Source organism: Sphingobium sp. B2D3C (assembly GCF_025961835.1).
In the GTDB taxonomy this organism is placed as follows: domain Bacteria; phylum Pseudomonadota; class Alphaproteobacteria; order Sphingomonadales; family Sphingomonadaceae; genus Sphingobium.
The window spans coordinates 1-20225 of sequence record NZ_JAOQOK010000001.1 but is presented as its reverse complement, the minus strand read 5'-3'; the positions used below and the strand labels follow the sequence as shown (position 1 = coordinate 20225).

The window sequence follows — 20225 nt, the reverse complement described above, 5'->3', positions numbered from 1 at the left end:
ATCGACAGGCGGTGGGGATATTACGCCATATTGGATGCTTCACCGCACGGCTTTGGCCGCGCGACGCGGCCGCGCGCATCCCGTCCGCAGATCAAGTGCTATTGCATCCATTTCGGATCGGCGGGACCTTCCGCCCAAGTCCAGATTTGATAATTGATGGTTAATGAAACGATAATTTGAGCAGCATCCGTCACGCTCCAAATCATGACGGGACTGTTCAAGATTAGAATGATCATCAACGGGGACAAAATCGATGAACTGGTCTGTATTCGACGAATATGGCTGCAGAAAATATTTGAACCGATCCGAAATGAGCTGCTTCCTCGATAGTGCAAAGACTGCCCCGCCTTCCGTCCATGCCTTCTGCCGCTTGCTCGCCGAAACCGGATGCCGCATTTCGGAGGCGCTCTGCCTGACCCTTGGGCGGATCGACCCCGCCGCCTGTGTCGTCATCTTCGAAAGCCTCAAGAAGCGGAAGAGAGGCATTTTCCGCCGCGTGCCGATCTCGTCGGGGCTGGTGCGCCTGCTCACCGATATTGCCGGCAATGATCGCGCCGCCCCCCTCTGGCGCTGGTCCCGCACCACCGCCTGGCGCCACGTCCATGAGCATATGGACCGGACGCATATCAGAGGCCCGCAAGCCTGCCCGCGCGGCCTGCGACATGGCTTTGCCGTCGCCGCGCTCGGAGCTGGCGCGCCGCTCAATCTCGTGCAGTCATGGCTCGGCCACGCCAATATCGAAACCACGAGCATCTATGCGGTAGCGGTCGGCCCCGAGGAGCGTGAGATCGTCGAGCGAATCTGGAGCCGCATCCGCGCCGGCGACCTCGCGCAGCGCCGCGTCCCATCCGCCAACCACCGCAGTGCCGGATCGGTAGCAGCCCGGCGCAATGCCAGCCCTGCCGCAACCGAGCATTATTTCTTCTGATCACCACAATCTTAGCCCCTCCTCGTCAGAGGAGGGGTTGGAGGTGGTGCGGCAACCACCCCGTCATGCACCTTCCGCGCGATGCATCTCCCCTCAGGACGGACTCTTGATCCGCCCCAGGCTCGTCTCCTCAAGGGCGAGGCGGGAGATGACATCCTTGATCAGCGCCGCACAATCGGCCGGCACGCAATAGCCGCGCCGATAGAAGGAGACGATCGGGTCCGGCATATTCTTGTTGCGAAACGCCTTGCGCAGCTCGGACACGAACACCTTGATCGAGCTTTCCGCAAATCCCAGGCTCGCCCGCAGTTCGTGCGGCGCGTGGAACACATCGGGATTGGCCATCAGCCACATGAGCAGGCGCACGGCGCTGGGGCTGCGCAGGTTCATATGCGCCTGCAGCATCCGCAGGATCTGCGTGTCGCCCTGACGCGCGGAACGGCGGGCATCGCCTTCTCCCGTCCCGCTGTCGATCAGGTCGGTCGCAGAGGCGTGCTCCATCTTCTCGATGGCTTCCGCCAGCGCGCGCGACCAGATCAGCCGCGCATAGGCCGATTCCATCGTCCCCAGCCGCCGCACCATCAGCGCGATTCCGGCGGCCGATCTTGGTACGGCGGCCCCCACGCTCTCGAAGTCACTATCGAATATGGTCATTACCCTGCCCCCAGCATGAAGCGCGAGGCCGCTCCATTCGTCTCCCCGGTTTCCAACTCTTCGCGGGTCATGCCCCCCCGGCCGCGAAGTCGGTCCACATACGGCGATAGACGTCTTCCAACTCGCGCGTGTACCGATCGATGTCGCCGGCCGGCGATGCGGCGAAGCGCGTGCGCAGGCTGCGCTTTTCCTCCAGCAGCGCGGCGCGATCCGAGGCCAGGCGGACGGCGATCTCCACGAACGCCTCCTCGTCCTGCGCCACCCATTCGGGCCGGCCGATGGCGCTCATCAGCCCCGCGCCCATGCGCTGCACGAAGCTCTCGCCGGCCAGCGTGATCACCGGCGTGCCCATCCACAGCGCCTGACAGCTGGTCGTGCCGCCATTGTAAGGGAAGCAGTCCAGCGCGATGTCGATGTCGGCATATTCGGCCATCATCTCATCAAGGCTCGATGGCCCCCGGAATTCCAGCCGGTCGGCGGCAACGCCTGCCTCCACGAACAGGTCGCCAAAGCGGTTCACCGCCACCGAATCGAGGAAGCTCGGCCCCTTGAGCACCAGCCGCGAGCCGGGCGTGGCGACGATCGCCTTGGCCCACAGGCGAATGGTGTATGGGGTGAGCTTGGAGACATTGTTGAACGACCCGAAGGTGAGCGGGCGCTCCAAATGCGTCTTGCCATAATCGGGGAACGGAAACTCCCGTTCGGGCGCGTAGCAAAACACAAAGCCCGGCACATGCTGCAGCCGCTCGGTGTAGAGATGGGCATGGTCGCTTGGTGAGGTCACCGGATCGCTGATCAGCCAGTCCATGTTCGGAATGCCGGTGGTCGAGGGATAGCCCAGGAACATCGCCTGCACCGGCGCCGCCCGGCGGGCGAACAGCGGCGCGCGGTTGCGCCCGGTGTGGCCAATCAGGTCGATCAGCACGTCGATGCCGTCGTCCTCGATCATCTGCGCGAGGCGCGTGTTGCTGATGCTCGCGGCATCGCGCCAGCGATCGACATGGCCGCGCGCGCGGCGGGTCATGTCGTCGGTGAGCGGGCTCAGCGAATAGACGGTGATCTCGAAGGCCTCACGATCATGCCGCGCCAGCACCGGCCGCATGAACAGGCTGACCGGATGCTCGCCATGCATGTCGCCCGTGACATAGCCGACCCGCAGGCGACGGCTGCGCTTCCCCGCATCGGCCGCGCCGGCCCCGGTCGAGCGATCATTGGCAAACGAGGTCGCCGCCCTCGCGCCCTCGGCCAGCGGCGCGAACAGCCTCTGATGGAAGTCGCGGGTCTCCTCCGCCGTCATCGTCTCGCTGTAGAGCGCCGCCATCGCCGCCGAGCCACGGAACGGCGATTCCGGGCCTTCCTCCTCGCCCAGCTCGGTATAAATATCGCGCGCGGTGTCGACATCGCCGCGCTTGCCGGCAATCGAGCCGCGCATCGCCCGCATGTCCGGCACATCGTCGCCAGCCAGCTCATCCACCCTGGCGAAGCAGGCCTCGGCCTCCTCGGTGCGCATCCCCTCGATGAGCACCTTGCCGAGGTTGAAATGGCCCCGCCAATTGTCCGGATCCTTCTCGATCCGCGCGCGGAGCACCGCGTCGCACCGGTCGTACTGATTGTGCTTCATCAGCGTGCCGGCAAATTTGATCTCGTCTTCCTCTTCGAGGTCCAACGCCTCCAGTTGAGCGAACAGCGGCTCGGCCTGCTCGGTCGCGCCCATCTGCATGAGCGCATCGGCCAGATCGATCCGCGCGGCGTGGAAATCGCTCGCTGCCGTCAGCGCATGACGGAAGCCTTCGACAGCGCGGTGCCACTCGCCCCGCTCTGCCCGGCCGAGCCCCATGCGGTGGTGGATATCGGCATGATCGTCCGGCCCCGCGCAATCCAGCGCCTTGAGCCAGGCGAGCACCGCCTCATCCTCCCGCCCGACCTGTTCGAGCGCGCGGGCAACGCTCAAATGCGCGCCATAGCGCGAGGGTGCCGCCTCGGCCGCCCGGCGATAGAAATCGAGCGCTTCGTCCAGCGTGCCATGGTGGCGGCAGACATTGCCCGCTTCCAGCCAGGCGGTGAAGTTGTTGGGGTCGCGGCGCAGCACATCGCTGAACAGTCGCCGCGCCTCCTCATACTCGCCCTGCCGCACTGCGCAGCGGGCGAGTTGAATGGTGGCGGGCACGATGGCAGGGCCATCCTCCCGCTCCAGCGCCAGCGCCTGCTCGAAGGCGGCCTGAGACTTCTCCCACTTGCTCTTGTCGTAGAGCACATTGCCATAATTGAACCAGACCGCCGCTGGTGCCTCCGGGCTCTCGATCGCCCGGCCATATTGCACCAGCGCCTCGTCATCCCGGCCAAGCTTGCGCAGCACCTGGCCATGGTTGCCGAGCAACACCGGATCGTCCGGCTGCTCGGCAAGCAGGTCTTCATAGAGCTCGGCCGCCCTGGCCCAGTCGCCACGCGACTGGGCCTTGACCGCCTGCTCCGGATCGGGTCGCTGCCCCTGGAACATGGACCTGCGACCTTAGGCTGCGAGAACGGTCGTGGTGACCGCGTTGTCGATCAACAACTGAACCGCAGCACCGTTGTAGTTGTACAGGCTGTAGCTGACACCGCCGTCGGTATAGTCCTGGCCGCTGTCCACCCACAGGCCGGCTCCGACCAGTTGCACCGAGTCTCCGGCATCGCCGTCGATCATCAACTGCTGTTTCCCAGTCGCGCCGGTGATGGATTGGAACGCGTTGAACGCGCTTTCGTCCGTATCATGCAGGTTGAGCACATCGGTCAGGTTCAGCTTCAGGGTATTGTTGCTCGCACCGGTGATGTCGATCTTCTCGATGCCCTTGATCACACCGTCCTTCAGGGTGGTGAGGTTGAGGGTGATGATGTCCGTTCCCTCCAGCGCCAGCGTGTCGATGCCCTGACCGCCCCGGATGCTGGAACCGGACTGGCCGAGTTTCACCACATTGTCGGCATTGAGTACGATCCGGTCATTGCCACTACCGCCATAGATCGTATCGATGCCGCCCTTGCCGAAGAGCACGTCGTTGCCCTGACCGCCGATCAGCGAGTCATTGATTGAGGTGCCGGTGAGCGTATCGGCACCGCTGGTGCCCATCTGGCTGACCTTGGTGGTTGAGAAGACACCCGAGGTCGAGCCGTAGACCACGAAGGCAGCACCATTGTCGGTCAGGCCATTCACATCCGCATTGCTGCTGCCGATGATCAGGTCGGCCAGGCCGTCGCCGTTGAGGTCGCTGCCGGCCACCGCGCCAAAGGTCAACGTACCGGCCTGATTGCCTTCGATGACAAAGCCCTGTGTGTTGCCAGCCACGCTGAGCGCGGAAAGATCGACCCCGCTACCGTCGGTCTTGCCGAAGACGACATAGACCTTGCCGGCATCGGTCCCAAGGCTAGTATCCGCCTGCCAAGACCCGATTGCGAGGTCGGCCAGACCATCGCCATTCATGTCGCCGATCACCGAAACTCTATTGTGCAAATCGTTCGCGCTGGACCCATTGATGATGAACCCTTGCGTGTTCGTGGCGAGTGAGAGCGCGCTCAGATTAATGCCCGCACCGCCGGTCTTGCCGTAAACGATATAGGTCTTGCCGGCGTCGCCACCGGCGGACGCATCCGCGAGACGGGCCGTCATCACGAGATCCATCTGACCGTCGCCATTGATATCGCCACTGCCGGCGATCGACCATGCTGTATGATCATTGGCAACCGAGCCGCTGATTGCGAAGCCGAGGGTGCTGGTGCCCCCCGCGGTCAGCGCGGTTAGGGCGATGGGCGTTCCGCTGGTACCTGCCCGCCCGAACACTACATAAGCCGCGCCCGCGTCCGTCGTGCCATTCGCGTCGATGTATGGCGAACCGATCAGGAAGTCAGCCAAACCGTCCCCGTTCACGTCGCCAAGTGCGGTCGTACTCCAGCCGAGTTGGTCGTTGGCGCTGGAGCCATCGATCATGAAGCCGAGCGTGTTCGTCGCCACCGTCAGCGCCGACAGGTTGATACTGCTGTTGTTGGCGCGGCCATAGACAACGTAGACCCGACCCTGAGCGCTAGCGCCGGTCGAGATCGCCCCCACCAGCAGATCTGCATAGCCATCGCCATTGATGTCGCCAGCGGCGGACACGGAGAAGCCGGCTTGTTCATTCGCCGTACCGCCCAGCAATTGGAAGCCTGCCGATACCGCAGTGGACAGGCTCGACAATGCGACCGTCGCGCCACTGGTCTTACCATAGACGACATAGGCGGCCCCGGCATTCGTACCGACATTGTCGACACCCGTGGCGCCGACGATGAGATCGCCCAGCCCGTCACCGTTCACGTCGCCCGCACTCACCGCATTGGCAAGATAATCGCTTGCCGACGAGGCCAGAATGGCGAAGCCTGCCGTTCCGGTTGCCACCGTGTAGATGCTGTCGATCACGCTGCCGTAGATGTTGTTGGGTCCGCCAAAGACGACATAGGATTTCGAGGCGGTCTGGTTGGCGCCCCCCACCGACACGAGGAAGTCGGCATAGTCGTCCCCGTTCACATCGCCCGCCGCACTCACCGATGCCGCGAAGGACTCGGTGCCGCTGGAACCGGCGATCATATAGCCCAGCGAATTGCTGGCCTGCATGATCGCGCTCGCCTGGATGACGGGCGTCACGGTGAAGCTGTTGGCACTGGGCGAGGAGAGATTGCCCAAAGCGTCAACCGCATAGGCCTTGTACGTGCCGCTGGCCAAGCCAAGCAGGCTGAGGTTGGTGTCGGTTCCGGCCGCCGTGATGGCGACCGAGTTCCAGTATTTGCTGTCCTTGCCGGTGATGTCCGCCAGCGTGGTGACCGTGGGAATGGCCGTGGTGTTTACCAGATAGAGCGTGCCCACTTCGGTCGAGCGGACGACGGCCAAGTCCGTGCCGCTTCCGCTGACGCTTGTGTCCGCAAAGCTCGGCGCCGGAGCAGCATTGTCCTGCACCGTCACGGTGACCTGATTGTCCACCAGCAACTGCACCGCAGCCCCGGCATAATTGTAGACGCTGTAGCTGCGGGTGCCGTCCTGCACGTCCACACCGCTGTCGAGCCAGCTACCGACGAGCTGAAGGGCATCGCCGCTGTTACCATCGACCATCATCTGCTGCTTGCCGACCTTGCCGGTGAGCGCCTCGAACTCGTTGAACGCGCTCTCCTCCGGATCGTGCAGGTTGAGCACGTCCGTCAGGTTCAACTTGAGCGTATTGTTGCCCGAGCCGGTGAGGTCGATCTTCTCGATGCCCTTAACGAAGGCATCCTTCAGTGTGGTGAGATCGAGCGTAATGCCCGCTCCGTCCAGTGCCAGCGTATCGGTGCCGAGGCCGCCCTGGATGCTCGCGCCCGAGACCCCCAGCTTGGCGACATTGTCCGCGTTGACGATGATCCGGTCATTGCCCGCACCGCCATACAGCACGTCCGCGCCGCCGTTACCGCGCAGCACGTCGTTGCCTACGGCACCCACAAGCGAGTCGTTGCCGGACGTGCCGATCAGCGTGTCGGCTCCGCTGGTTCCCATCTGGCTGACCTTGGCCGCGTTGGAAAATACGCCCGAGGTCGAGCCATAGATGACGAAGACGCCGCCGCCCTCGGTATTCCAGTAGTCGTAATAGTTCGCGCCAATCATCAGATCGACCAAGCCGTCGCCATTGAGATCGCCCGCCGACACGGACTTGCCCAAAAACGCACTCACCTGACCCGTGCCATTGATCGCAAAACCTTGCGTATTGCCGGCCACCGAGAGGGCGGAAAGGTCCACGGCGCTGCTGTCCGTCTTACCGAAGACGACATAGGCCTTGCCTGCATCTGTGCCGCCGTTCGAATCGGAAACGCTTGAGCCGACCAGCAGATCGGCCAGCCCGTCGCCGTTCATGTCGCCGATCACCGAGATGCTGGTCGCATTATCGTCAGTGCTGGACCCATTAATGACGAAGCCAAGCGTGTTGCCGGCTACGGACAGGGCACTGGCGCCAACGCCAGCCCCGTCCGACTTGCCGAAGACTACGTAGAACTTGCCTACATTCGATGCAGACGTATCCGCATAAGCGGCGGCAAAGGCCAGATCGGACAGGCCGTCACCATTGATGTCGCCGGAACCCGCGATGGAAAAGCCCAAATTATCGCCTGCACTGGACCCGCTGATCATGAAGCCTCGAGTGTTCGTGGCAGCCGTCAGGGCAGACACGTTCAGGGTCGCGCCGCTGGTGCCCGTCTGGCCGAAGACGACATAGGCCGCGCCGGAATTGTTGCCGGGGGTATCGGCCGTAAAAGATGAAACGATGAAATCGCTCAGGCCGTCGCCATTGACGTCTCCCGCGTCGCTGACCGTATATCCCAACTGGTCACCCCCACTCGACCCTTCGATCATGAACCCCAGAGTGTTGCTGGCCGCACTAAGGTCTGAAAGCTGGATCGTGCTGTTATTGGAACGACCATAAACGACGTAAGCTCGCCCCGTGTCAGTCGCCGTTCCGTCCTGCGCGAAGGCACCGACAACAAAATCGGCGTAGCCATCGCCGTTAATATCGCCTGCAACAGAGACTGAGAAGCCTGCGCGACCATCCGCGTTGCTGCCGATCAGAACAAAGCCGTTCGATTTTGTCGCGCCGACCGCACCGGGAAGCTGCGCGAGATCGACGAAGGTTCCGCCGGTCTTGCCATAAACGATATAGGCACCGCCGGCCAGGTCATTGGTATTGTCGCGGCCGTAGGCGCCGACCAGAAGATCGTTCAGGCCGTCACCATTGACGTCGCCGGCATTGGACACGGAATGGCCTGCATATTCAGCATATTGAGAGGCACTGATGTAGAAGCCCAGCGTGTTGTTGCTGGCTATGAGCGAACTGACATTATACGGGCCACTCAGATTGGTCGGGCCGCCGAAGACGACATAGGCACGGGCCCAGTTGCCCGTTGCCGTAGAGCCCACGATGAAGTCGCCATAGCCATCGCCGTTCACATCGCCGGCGTAATCGATTGAGTTACCGACGAACTCGTTGGTCGACGAACCGAAGAAGCCAAAACCTATCGAATTCGACGCTTGAAAGACGGCGCCGGCCTCAACCACGGCATTCACCGTGTAGGTATTCGCGCTAACCGCAGAGATGTTCCCGGCATTATCGACCGAATAGGCCTTATAACTTCCGCTAGCCAAGCCAAGCATTTGCATGGTCGTGTTACTGTTTGCGGTGGTTATGTTGACGGAGTTCCAATATTTCCCGTCGATGCCAGTAATGTCCTCTAGTTTCGTCACCGTCGGGATCATCGCCGTATTGACGATATAGACCGTACCGAGTTCCGAGGACTGCACCGTGGCGCTGTTGGTGTTTGCACCACTACCGGTGCTTAGAACGACGGTCGGATTGACGGTATCGAGTACGAAGGTGCTGCTGGCGCTTGTCGCCGAGATGTTGCCCACGGCGTCGGTCGCTGTCGCCGTGACGGTGACAGTGCCGTTGCCCAGCGTGGTGAGCTGGGACGCATCGAGCGTCACCGCCTGTGCCGAGCCGGTGCCGATCACCGTCCGCACCACAGGGCCAAGTGTGCCGGCGAACGTCACAGTGACCACCGAACCGGCCTCGGCCGTCACGGTAACGGCACCTGCGGCATTCAACGCCTCGGCGCTCGAAGCACCGCCCGTGAAATAAGACGGCAGGGTGATAACCGGCGCGGTCGGCGCGACGGTATCCAGCAGGAAGGTCAGTGGATCGGCGGTGGTGACATTGCCTGCGGCGTCCGTCACCTGCGCCGAGACGAGCACATTGCCATTGCCCAGTGTCACGAGATCGGCCGCCGTCAACACGATCGGCTTGGCGGTTCCATCTGCGGCAACCGTCTTGGTGACGGGGCCGCTGTTACCGATGAAAACCACCTGGATCGTGCCGCCATTTTCAGCAGCCACTGTAACCACGCCGCCCGCGGCTACCGCCTCCGCAGAGGAAGCGCCATCGGCGACTCCCGCTCCGAGCGCGATGACCGGCGCTGCCGGCGCCACCCGGTCGAGCGTGAACTGACGGGTCGGTGAGGCGGCAGAAATATTACCCGCGGGGTCCCGCGCCAACGCCGAGAAGGTGATGGCACCGTCCGCAAAGCTGGCCACGTCGGCCGCCGTGAGGACGACATCCTGTGCCGCGCCCGTGCCGACCAGCGTCTTGGTGATCTCGATCGAGCCCTGGATGAAGGTCACGGTAACGGTCGCGCCCTGTTCGGCGGTCACCGTTGCCACCGTGCCGGTCGCTAGTGCCGTGTTCTTCGATGCCGTGCCAGAGAGCAGCAGCGTGGGGCTGGTCGGGGCCACGGTGTCGATGGTGAATGTGCTGGTGGCGGCTGCCGACTGGTTGCCGACCGCGTCCGTCACGAAGCTGGCGACCGACACCGCACCGTTGCCCAGCTTCACCACATCGTTCGCGGTCAGCGACACCGTCTGTGTGAGGCCGTTGCCGGTGAACGTCTTGGTGACGCTGTTGGCTCCCGCTGTGAAGACGACCGTGACCAGCGCGTTGGCCTCCGCCGTCACCTTGACCACACCCGTGCTCGCAAGCGCCTCGAGGGCGGTAGCGCCACCGGCAATGCCGTCCGAGAGGGTCATGGTCGGCGTCGCCGGTGGCGTCCGGTCGAGCACGAAGCTGCTGGCCGTTTCGGCCGACTCGTTGCCCGCCGGATCCTTCGCCTGCGCGGTGACGGCAATCGTGCCATCACCCAGCGCCTGCAGATCAGCCGTGGTCAGCACGACAGCCTGAGGCGAGCCAGTCGCCGTCAGCGTCTTCACGATACTGTTCGAGCCGTTCGAGAACACCACCGAGATGCTGGAACCGATTTCGCCGGTGATGCTGATCACACCGCTTGCCGCGGTGGCCTCCGCCGCCGAAGCGATGTCGGCGACGCCCGTGCCGAGCGTGATCGTGGGTGCACCCGGCGCTGCACGGTCCAGCGTGAACTGTACACCCGAGGCGATGGACGAAGCGTTGCCCGCCGGGTCAGTCGCCACGGCCGTGATGGCCACGGTGCCATCGCCCAGGGCGACCACTTCGGCCGCCGAGAGCGCGACGCTTTGTGCGGTCCCAGTTCCTGTGAGGGTCTTCACGACCGTGTTGCTGCCACGCGCGAAGGTGACCTTCACCACGGCGCCGGCTTCCGCCGTCACCGTCACCACGCCCGAAGGGGCCGCAGCGCCGGTGGACGACTTGGTGGCATCACCCAGCAGCGCCAGCGTCGGCGACGTCGGGGCGACCATATCCAGCGTGAAGCTGGCGGTCACCGGCGTCGAAGCGTTGCCCACTGCGTCCTTGGTTACGGCGGAGACCGAAATCGTGCCGTTACCGAGCAAGGTGAGATCCGATGCCGAGAGCGTCACCGGGTTCGGACCGCTGGCGGCCACGATCGACTTTTGCACGGTCGCGCTGCCGTTGGTGAACGTCACCGTGACGGTCGTGCCGACTTCCGCCGTCACCACGACGGCGCCGGTCGCAGCTCTGGCTTCCGCCAGCGTGGCGCCATCGCTCATGCCCGCACCCAAAGCTAGGGTGGGCGGAACGGGCGCGATGCTGTCCAGCGTGAAGCTGCTAGTGCTGGCCGGAGACGTGTTCCCGGCCGCATCCTTGGCGCTAGCACTGACGGCGATCGTGCCATCTCCCAGCGTCGCAAGATCAGCGGCGCTCAGCACCACGGCCTGCGCCGATCCCGTGCCGGTCAGCGCCTTGGTGACGCTCTTGCTGCCATTGGTGAAGGTCACCGTGATGGCGGCGCCGGCTTCCGACTGCACCGTGATGACGCCGGTGGCCGCCGTGGCTTCCGCCGCCGAGGCGATATCCGCCACGCCGGTGCCCAGCACGATGACGGGCGCATTCGGCGCGACGTCATCAATGGTGAAGCTGGTCGTGGCAGTGGTCGAGAGATTGCCGACCGAGTCCTGTACCTGCACGGAAACAGTCACCGTGCCATTACCCAGAGAGGACGCGTCAGCAGCCGAGAGAAGAACCGTCTGCGCCACGCCGGTGCCGACCAACGTCTTCTTCACGACCCCCGCCGTGCTGGTGAACGTGATCGTCGCCGTGGCGCCCGGTTCCGTGGTGACCTTGACCACACCCCCGGCCCCGGTTGCCTGCGCCGTCGTCTTGGCGGGCGAGCCCACCAGCGCGAGCACAGACGGGTTGGGCGGCGTCATGTCCAGCAGGAAGGTGCGGCTGGCTTCAGCGGATTCATTGCCGACCGCATCCGTGGCGACTGCAGACACCGAGATCGTACCATTGCCAAGCACCGTCAGATCCGCCTGCGTCAGCGTGACGGACTGGGTGAGACCGGTGGCGACGACATTCTTCACGAGGGTGTTGGAGCCGTTGACGAAGGTTACGGTGACCAGCGAGCCAGCATCGGCTGTAACGGTCGCGACGCCCGTTTCGGCGAGCGCCTCGGACATGGATGCACCGTCGGCAATGCCCGCGCCAAGCGTGAGCGTGGGCGCATTCGGCGCGACCCGATCCAGCGTGAACTGCACCGAACCGCCGCCAGCGGAGACGTTGCCCGCCGTGTCGGTCGCCGTTGCCGTGACGTAAACGGAGCCGTCACCAAGGGTCGCCAGATCCGTGGTGCTCAGCGTCACGATCTGCGCGGCGCCGGTGCCCGTCATGGTCTTGGTCACGACATTGGCGCCATTCGTGAACGTCACGGTCACGGCCGAGCCGAGTTCGGCCGAAACCGTCACGGCCCCCGCCGAGCTGCTTGCTGCCGCGGCGGACTTCTCCGTGGAGCCGACCACCGTCAGCGTCGGATTGTTGGGCGGGGTCATGTCGAGCGTGAAGGTCCGGCTCGTCGCCGCCGAGTCATTGCCGACCGTGTCACGGGCCACTGCGGACACCGAGATGGTGCCGTTGCCGAGCGTCGCCAGATTGGCGGCGGTCAGCGTGACAGCTTGGGCCGAGCCCGTGCCGGTCAGCGTCTTTGTGACGCTGTTCACGCCATTGGTGAAGGTCACGGTGACGGCAGCGCCGGTTTCGGCCGTGACGGTCACCACGCCCGTGGCGGCCTTGGCCTCGGCAAGCGTCGCGCCATTGGAGACGCCGGCGCCAAGCGCCAGCACCGGCGCCGTGGGCGGCGTTCGATCCAGCACGAAGCTTGCCGGTGTGGCGGCAGCGGAGGTGTTGCCGGCCACATCCTTGGCAATGGCGGAGACGGAGATCGTTCCGTCGCCGAGCGCTGCCAGATCGCTGGCCGTCAAGACCACAGCCTTTGCCGTGCCAGCGCCGGTGACCGTCTTGGTCACGGTATTGCCGCTGCGGGTGAAGGTGACAGTCACCGTCGCGCCGTCCTCCGCCGCGACGGTTACGACGCCCGTGCTCGCCGTGGCTTCCGCCAGCGAGGCGGTATCCGCCACGCCTGCACCCAGCTCGATGACGGGGGCAGCAGGCGGCGTGTTGTCGATGACGAAGGTCGCATTGCCGGACTGCGAGATGTTCCCCACCGCGTCGATCGCGGTGACGGACACGGCAATGGTGCCGCTGCCGAGCGATGCGACGTCACCGGCCGTCAGCACAACGGATTGCGCCGCTCCCGTACCGGTGAGCGTCTTGGCCACGCTGTTGATGCCATTGGTGAACGTCACCGTGACAGCCGAGCCATTCTCCGCGGTCACCTGAGCGACGCCCAGCACATTGGCAGCCTGGGTGCTGGTCTTGGCCGAAGCACCGATCAGCGAGACCAGCGGAGCCGCCGGCGCCACCGTATCCAGCGTGAAGCTGGACGTGGCGGCCGTCGAGGCGTTGCCCGCCTCGTCGCGGGCCAGGGCACTGACCGAGATCGTGCCGCTGCCCAGCGTCGCCAGGTCGTTTTCGGTCAGGACCACCGCCTGCGCCGCGCCCGTGGCCGCCACTTCCTTGACGATCTGGTTGCTGCCATTCTTGAACGTGACGCTCACCGTCAGCCCGGCCGTGGCCGTGACGAGAGCCACGCCCCCCTGCGAGGACGCTTCCGCTGCCGACGCACCGTCTGCGATGCCGGTGCCGAGCGCCAGGGTCGGCGCACTGGGCGCCACCCGATCCAGCGCGAACTCGAGCGGCGTGCCCACAGGCGAGGCATTGCCGGCCGCGTCCGTCGCCGTGGCGGTTACAGAAATGGCGCCATCCCCCAGCGTGGTAAGGTCAGCCGCAGTGAGAGTCACCGCCTGAACCGCACCCGTGGCGACCAGCTGCTTCGAGACTGTCCCTAGCGACCCGGCAAAGGTGACCGTGATGGCCGACCCGCCTTCCGCACGCACGGTGACCACACCGGTGCTCGCGAGCGCTTCGGCCTGCGTGGCACCGCCGGCAACGCCGGCACCGAGGGCGAGAGTTGGCGAAAGGGGCGCCTGCCGGTCCAGCGTGAAGCTGGACGTCGCCGGGGTGGAGACATTGCCGCTGGCATCGCTGGCGACGGCTGACACCGACACGGCGCCGTCACCGATCGTCTGCAGTTCCAGCGCGGTGAGGACAATCGTCTTGGGTGCGCCATCGCTGACCAGCGTTCTGGTCACGCTGCCGACGGACCCGCTGAAGGTCACCGAGACGACGGCACCGGGCTCAGCGGAGAGTGTGAGAATCCCGGTGGGGGCCGTCGCTTCCGCTTCCGTTGCGCCGTTCGCAGCGGCAGTGGCCAACGTCAGCGTCGGTGCTTCCGGTGCGCCAGCGTCCAGATTGAACGTCAGGCTTTCGAGCGAGGACTGATTGCCCGCCAGATCAGTGACGACCATCGAGACCTGGACGACGCCGTCACCCAGGGCCGCGATCTGGGCTGCCGTCAGCGTCACGGCCTGTGCCGTGCCGGTGCCGATCAGATTGACCGTTTCCGTGCGGCCCGAATAACCGTTGAACGTCACCTTGATCGCCGCGCCGTTTTCGGCAGCGGCGAGCACGACACCGTCCACCGAGAGCGCGTCAGCGGAGGACTTGGTGCTGCCACCGACCAGCGTGAGGCCAGCAACCGGCACGGCCGTGTCGAGAATGAAGGCCGCTTGGGCCGGATCGGACTGGTTGCCGGCGACATCCGTGGCGACGGCCGTCACCTGGATCTGTCCATCGCCCAGCCGGGCCATGTCGCCAGCCGTGAGATGGATCACCTGCGAGGCGCCGTTGGCCGTGATAGCCTTCACAACTTCGTTGCTGCCGCGCGTGAAAGTGAGCGTGACGATGGTGCCGGTATCGGCCTTCACCAGCACGGCGCCGGCGCTGGCCTCGGCCGAGGTCGCACCGCCATTTTCCACGCCCACGCCGAGCGTGAGCAGCGGCGCCGCGGGCGGCACCGCATCCAGACTGAAGTCCAGCGTCGCCGGTGCCGAAGCGTTCCCGGCCACGTCCAGCGCAAGCGCGGTCACGAGGATGGGGCCGTCGCCCAGCGTCACGAGATCGCCGGACGTCATCGCGATGATGTCCTCACCGCCGCTCGCTGCGGCAATGACCTTGACGACCGTGCCGCTCACGCCGGTGAAGACGAGGCGGACGCCGAGGCCCGCTGCGGCCGTCACCGTCAGCACGCCGTCGGTCGACAGGGCGTCGGCCAGCGACTTGGTCTCGCTCCCCACGATTTGCAGCAGCGGCGAGTCAGGCAGCGCCGTCATCAGGGTGAAGCTGGCCGTGCCATTCAGCGAGGTGTTGCCGGCTGCATCGCTGGCCACGGCCGTGACCGCGACCGGACCATCGCCGATCTGGGCCAGTTCGGCAGCCGAGAGGAGGACGGCCTTCGGGGCACCGGTGCCGGTCATCGTCTTTTCCACGACGCCGTCGGCGCCGGTGAAGGTCACCGCCACGGTGGACCCGGCTTCCGCAGTGACGCGCACGATACCGCCGCTCGATGTGCCTTCTTCCAGCGAAGCGCCATCGGCGACGCCCGCGCCCAGCGTGACCGTCGGCGCGGCAGGCGGCGCTGTGTCGACCGTCAGGCTCATCATCGACGCGGCGGAGAACTTGCCGCTTACGGCGTTGAACTGCCGGACAGCCAGCAGGGTCGTCCCGTCCAGATTGCCGATGTCGTCGCTCCAGCTTTCGCCGCCATCGAGGCTGTATTGCAGCGCGGTGTCGCTCTCCTGGCCCTCGACGACCAGACTGGCGTCGTAGGTCACGCCATCCGTGTTCGAGACGCCGGTATCATTGCCGAGCGAGAGGGACAGCGACGTCAGGGTGATCGAGGGATCGAGCGTGAACTCCTCCAGCGTCGCCGGCGAGATGTTGCCGGCGACGTCGGTCTGGCGCACCATTACCGAATTGGGCCCCGGATTGGCCGTAAAGCTCTTGCTCCACGTCGTGCCACCATCGACGCTGAACTCGATCAGTGCACCCGGCTCCTGCCCGGTGATGCTGAGGATTCCGGTATATTCATTGCCTTCGACGACGAGCGCATCGGGCAGACCCGTGTCCAGAGCGAAGCTGAGCGCGGATGCTGCCGACACATTGCCGGCGCCATCCTTGGCCGTGGCCGAAACGGCGACAGTGCCGTTGCCGAGCGTGATCAGCTCGGCCTGCGTCAGGCTGACCGCGACCGCCAAGCCCGTGCCCTGCACGAGCTTCGTCACCGTCCCGCTGGTGCCGTTGAACACCAGCCGCACGCTGGTGCCGACATCCGCGGTCACCGCCATGGCGCCCTCAGTGCCCGTCGCCTCCGCCGCTGTCTTCTGCGCATCGCCGATCAGGTCGAGAAGCGGTTCGCTCGGGGCCGTGGTGTCGAGCGTGAATGCGCTCGTCGCGACAACCGACGCATTGCCGGATGCATCGGTCGCGATAGCGGAGACCGCCACCTCGCCATCACCCAGAATGGCGAGATCCGCAGCATCGAGAACGACCGCCTGCGCGGCGCCGATTCCCGAGACGGTCTTCACCACGCTCCCCTGCGCGGTCGCGAAGGTCACCGCGACGGACGTGCCGAGTTCGGCCGCCACCTGCACGGCGCCGCCGGAATAGAGCGCTTCCGCAGCGGTCGCGCCATTGGCGACGTTGGCAGCGACGGTGATCGCGGGCGCCTCCGGCGCGACCGTATCGAGCGTGAACACCAGCAGCACGGGCGGGGAGAGGTCCGCACCGTTCACCTGGCGAACGTGGACATGGTTGAGCCCTTCCACCGCCGTAAAGGCGCTCGTCCAGCTCTGCCCACCGTCGATGCTGTACTCCACCGTGGCGCCCGCGCTCACGCCGGATACCTGCAGGCTGCCATTGCTGGTCAGCCCGTCAATGGCCGAGAGGCCGCTATCCTGCGCCAGCCCGACCGACAGCGCGGGCAGCGCCGTCACCAGATCGAAGCTCAGCGACTGCGGCGCCGAGGCATTGCCCGCAGCGTCCACCTCGCGCACCTGAACGGCATTGGTGCCGGCCCGCGCTGCGAAGCTCTGGCTCCAGCTCTGCCCGCCGTCGATGCTGTATTCGATGGTCGATCCGGCTTCCTGACCGGTGATCGAGATAATCCCGCTCTGCGCATCCGCGCTGGCGACCATCGCGCCGGGCGCGACGGTATCGAGCGTAAAGGACACCGGCGTCGCCGCCGAGACATTGCCGGCAGCATCCGTCGCCGTGACCGACACGGCAATCTCGCCATCGCCCAGCGTCGCAAGATCTTCTGCCGTCAGCACGACAGGCTGCGCCGTCCCGTCGGCGCTCAGTTGCTTGGTGATGCTGTTGGTGCCGTTGGTGAACGTCACCGTCACGCTGGACCCGGCCTCGGCGGTCACCAGAACCACGCCGTTGGAAGACGTGGCTTCCGCCGCCGTCGCGCCCGTGCCGACGCCCGTGCCCAGAGACAGCACCGGTGCGCCCGGCGCCTCGCCGTCAATGGTGAAGCTGAGGTCGCTCTGCGCGGACACATTGCCAGCGGCATCGGTGACCTGCACGGAGACCTGCACCGGGCCATCGCCCAGCTCGGCCAGATCGGCGGCGCTGAGCGTGATCGCCTGCGCGGCGCCTGTGCCGGTGACGGTCCGCACGATCACGCCGTTGGCGCTGCGGAATTCGATCTGCACGGTCGCCTGATTTTCAGCCGTCAGCGAGAACACGCCGTCCGCAGAGAGCGCCGCGTCGACGCCCTTGATCGCATTCCCGACAAGGTTGAGCGTCGCGGCATCCGGCGCGCCGGTATCGACGCGGATATTGGGCGCCTGAATCGCCGGTGACGTCAGCACGACGGGCAGGCCGCCGTCGCCCTTGAAGTCGTCCGTGGTCGCGGTGCCGAGCGCGAGGCTGTCCGCCTTAAGCGTGATGCCGTCGCCATCATAGAGATTGCCGGCCAGCGAGGCTGTGAACTCCAGCCCGCGCACGCCAGCGGCCGTTGCGCTGGTGCCGGTTGCCGTCAGCAGCACTTCCTGCCCGCCGATCAACGCCACGACCGTGACGGTCTTTCCTTCGGCCAGCACGACCGGCTGGGAGAAATTGAGCGTGAGGCTCAGCGTGTCACCGACCTTGAACCAGCTCGGCGCGGCCGGCTGGGCGATGGACTGGATCGCCACGTTGAGGCCGGGTGTCACCGTGGCGGGATCGTAGCCGGACAGGTCGGCGAGGGCGACGGTGGCATTGGCTTTGACCGCTGTGCCCGCGACCTGCGAGCGCACCGCGCCATCGGCGAAGACGAGCAGATCGTTCAGCGTGTTGCCCGCTGCCGACACCGTCACGGTCTCGACGTCATCGCCCACCGTGCGGGTCAGCGTCATACGCGAGCCGCTCACCGTCTTGGTGTAATCGCTCCACCGACCGCGGAAATAGATGACGTCCGTGCCGCCACCCAGCGCCGATGCATCGATGGTCGTCCCATCTGCCACATAGACGACATCAACACCGTTGTTACCGAGAATCTGGAAAGTCACGCCCGGCTTGGAGAGGGAAATGGTTTCACCGTTGGCATCGAAGGACACCACCTTGACGGTGGCGGAAAGATCCGCGCCCGGCGCCGCAGCGCCGGTCGGCGCAGTCGAGGTCTCGCCGGACGGCACCGGGAGGGGGTCGCCCTTCGACACATAATTGTACAGCGCGTTGGTCGCGACGGTGCCGTCCGCGAAAATCAGCGCGTCGGGCGTCGTGGCCGAGTTGGCACTGGCGAGATTGACCGTCTCGACCTTACCTTCGACCGTGCGCGACAGGGTCAGCGTCGCACCGGTCCGCGTTACCGTATAATCCGCCAGCGATCCTTCAAAATAGATGCGGTCCGCGCCCGCACCTGTGCTCAGCGAATAGGTCGCGCCGGGGCGGATGAAGATGGCGTCCACAAAAGAGGAGCCCAGAAACTGAATTTCTTGCCCATCCAGAGACAACGTTCCGTAATTCAGCTCGAAATCGATGAAGTTGCCACCATTGGTGGTGTTCATGATGATATATTTCGACGTGATTGCCATGACCTTTGACTCCGGAAGAGAATTTCAAAAAAATTCTGCTAGAAAATGTTCTCGAGGAAACGCGTTAAGGCGGGCCAGATTTCGATCTGGCCCGGCATGATTTAACCGCCTACAAAAAGAGCTGTTTGTGACTGTAGGAAAGCCTGCGCAGCGGCCGGCGAATCTTGCCACTCACCACCGATATCGAGATCGATCCAGGCCTGGCTACTGTTTGGGAATGGCGCAGTTGCGCTGTAGGTGCCGAAGTCGACGCGCGTGTCATTCGGGTTGGCGGCATCGCCGCTTCCGAACGAGGTGCTTGCCAGATCCCACCCACTCGTTCCGTTGTGCTGGTTGTCCAGATAGACGAGATCGTCAGCGCCAAAATTGGTCGCGCGGACCCAGAAGTCCCAGGTACCGACCACGCTCGAATCGTCCCTGTCCGTCACAATCAGCGCATAACCATCCGCGGCAAGGCTACCGATCGACGTGGCAGCCGAGACCGCCGTGTTGCCAATACCGTCGAGGCCGACCCATTTGTGGCCTGCGGTCAGAGAGCCGTCCGCCACCATGGTCTGCGAAGCCGCAGCGCCGGTAACGAGCGCGGCTCCGGTCCCGCTGGTGTTGGGCGTGACGGTCGAGAAGGTCGCGCCGCTGAGCAAGGCCGCATTGCCGAGACCCGAGGTCGCGCTAACGAGCAGGCCCGCATCGATCTCGACATGATAATTGTTCGAGAAATCGAGATCATATTTGGGATTGATGATCAGCTTGTCGCCCGAAATGGTGAGGACATCCGCAATGGCGACGGTCGCACCGTTCCAGGTCGCCGAGACCTCGCCGTCGACGACGGTGACGACCAACGTTTGTGTGTTGTCGATCGCTTCACCCAACGAGCCGGAATATCCCGCCTTAGCGGACGTGTTGGCATCGTTGACGATCTTGATCTCATAAACGCCGTCGACAGCGGTCAGAGCGATGTCCTCGCTCGAGGTGAAGACGAGGTCGGACCGCACATCAAGGTTGGTCACGCCATCGACATTGGTCGAAAGCAGCGGCACAGGATGCGCTTCGATGGTGAAGTCGTCGGATGCCGACAGGCTCCCATCCGAGGCCGTGACGCGAACGGTGATCGGATTGGCCAGTGCCGGCGCGGACGTGGACGAGAAGGTGCCGGTCGCGCCATCGAAGCTCAGCCAGGACGGCAATGCGGAGAGATTGCCCTGCGCATCGACCAGCTGCGCCGTGTAGGTCAGCGCATCTCCATCCGGGTCCGTGAAACTTCCGGCCGCGATGCTGTAAGTGAACGCCTGCCCCTCGACCGTCATC

At 64.9% G+C, this 20225-nt stretch carries 5 protein-coding genes; 1 reads left to right on the top strand and 4 read right to left on the bottom strand.

Annotation, left to right across the window (positions count from 1 at the left end):
• Positions 1–253: 253 nt before the first annotated feature.
• Positions 254–928 (top strand): tyrosine-type recombinase/integrase, encoded by a 675-nt coding sequence (locus M2339_RS00025; protein WP_181558554.1) that lies wholly within the window; start codon positions 254–256, stop codon positions 926–928.
• Positions 929–1021: 93 nt separating this feature from the next.
• Here M2339_RS00025 and M2339_RS00020 read toward each other — a convergent pair whose 3' ends face one another.
• From M2339_RS00020 to M2339_RS00005, 4 genes are all read right to left on the bottom strand, one after another.
• Positions 1022–1582: a helix-turn-helix domain-containing protein gene (locus M2339_RS00020; RefSeq protein WP_264587927.1), complete on the bottom strand. Its 561-nt coding sequence runs from the start codon at positions 1580–1582 to the stop codon at positions 1022–1024.
• A 67-nt stretch (positions 1583–1649) separates the two neighbouring features.
• Complete coding sequence (locus M2339_RS00015) at positions 1650–4079, bottom strand: tetratricopeptide repeat protein (RefSeq protein ID WP_264606107.1); 2430 nt, start codon at positions 4077–4079, stop codon at positions 1650–1652.
• Between the two features lie 12 nt (positions 4080–4091).
• Positions 4092–18920 (bottom strand): beta strand repeat-containing protein, encoded by a 14829-nt coding sequence (locus tag M2339_RS00010; protein ID WP_264587929.1) that lies wholly within the window; start codon positions 18918–18920, stop codon positions 4092–4094.
• Between the two features lie 101 nt (positions 18921–19021).
• Positions 19022–20225: putative Ig domain-containing protein (locus M2339_RS00005; RefSeq protein WP_264606106.1), on the bottom strand; the 1204-nt coding region annotated here is incomplete at its 5' end.

Bases quoted from the DNA above. Each gene is read 5' to 3' on its own strand.
- M2339_RS00025 (WP_181558554.1), top strand. From the start codon at position 254: ATGAACTGGTCTGTATTCGACGAATATGGCTGCAGAAAATATTTGAAC.
- M2339_RS00020 (WP_264587927.1), bottom strand. From the start codon at position 1,582: ATGACCATATTCGATAGTGACTTCGAGAGCGTGGGGGCCGCCGTACCA.
- M2339_RS00015 (WP_264606107.1), bottom strand. From the start codon at position 4,079: ATGTTCCAGGGGCAGCGACCCGATCCGGAGCAGGCGGTCAAGGCCCAG.
- M2339_RS00010 (WP_264587929.1), bottom strand. From the start codon at position 18,920: ATGGCAATCACGTCGAAATATATCATCATGAACACCACCAATGGTGGC.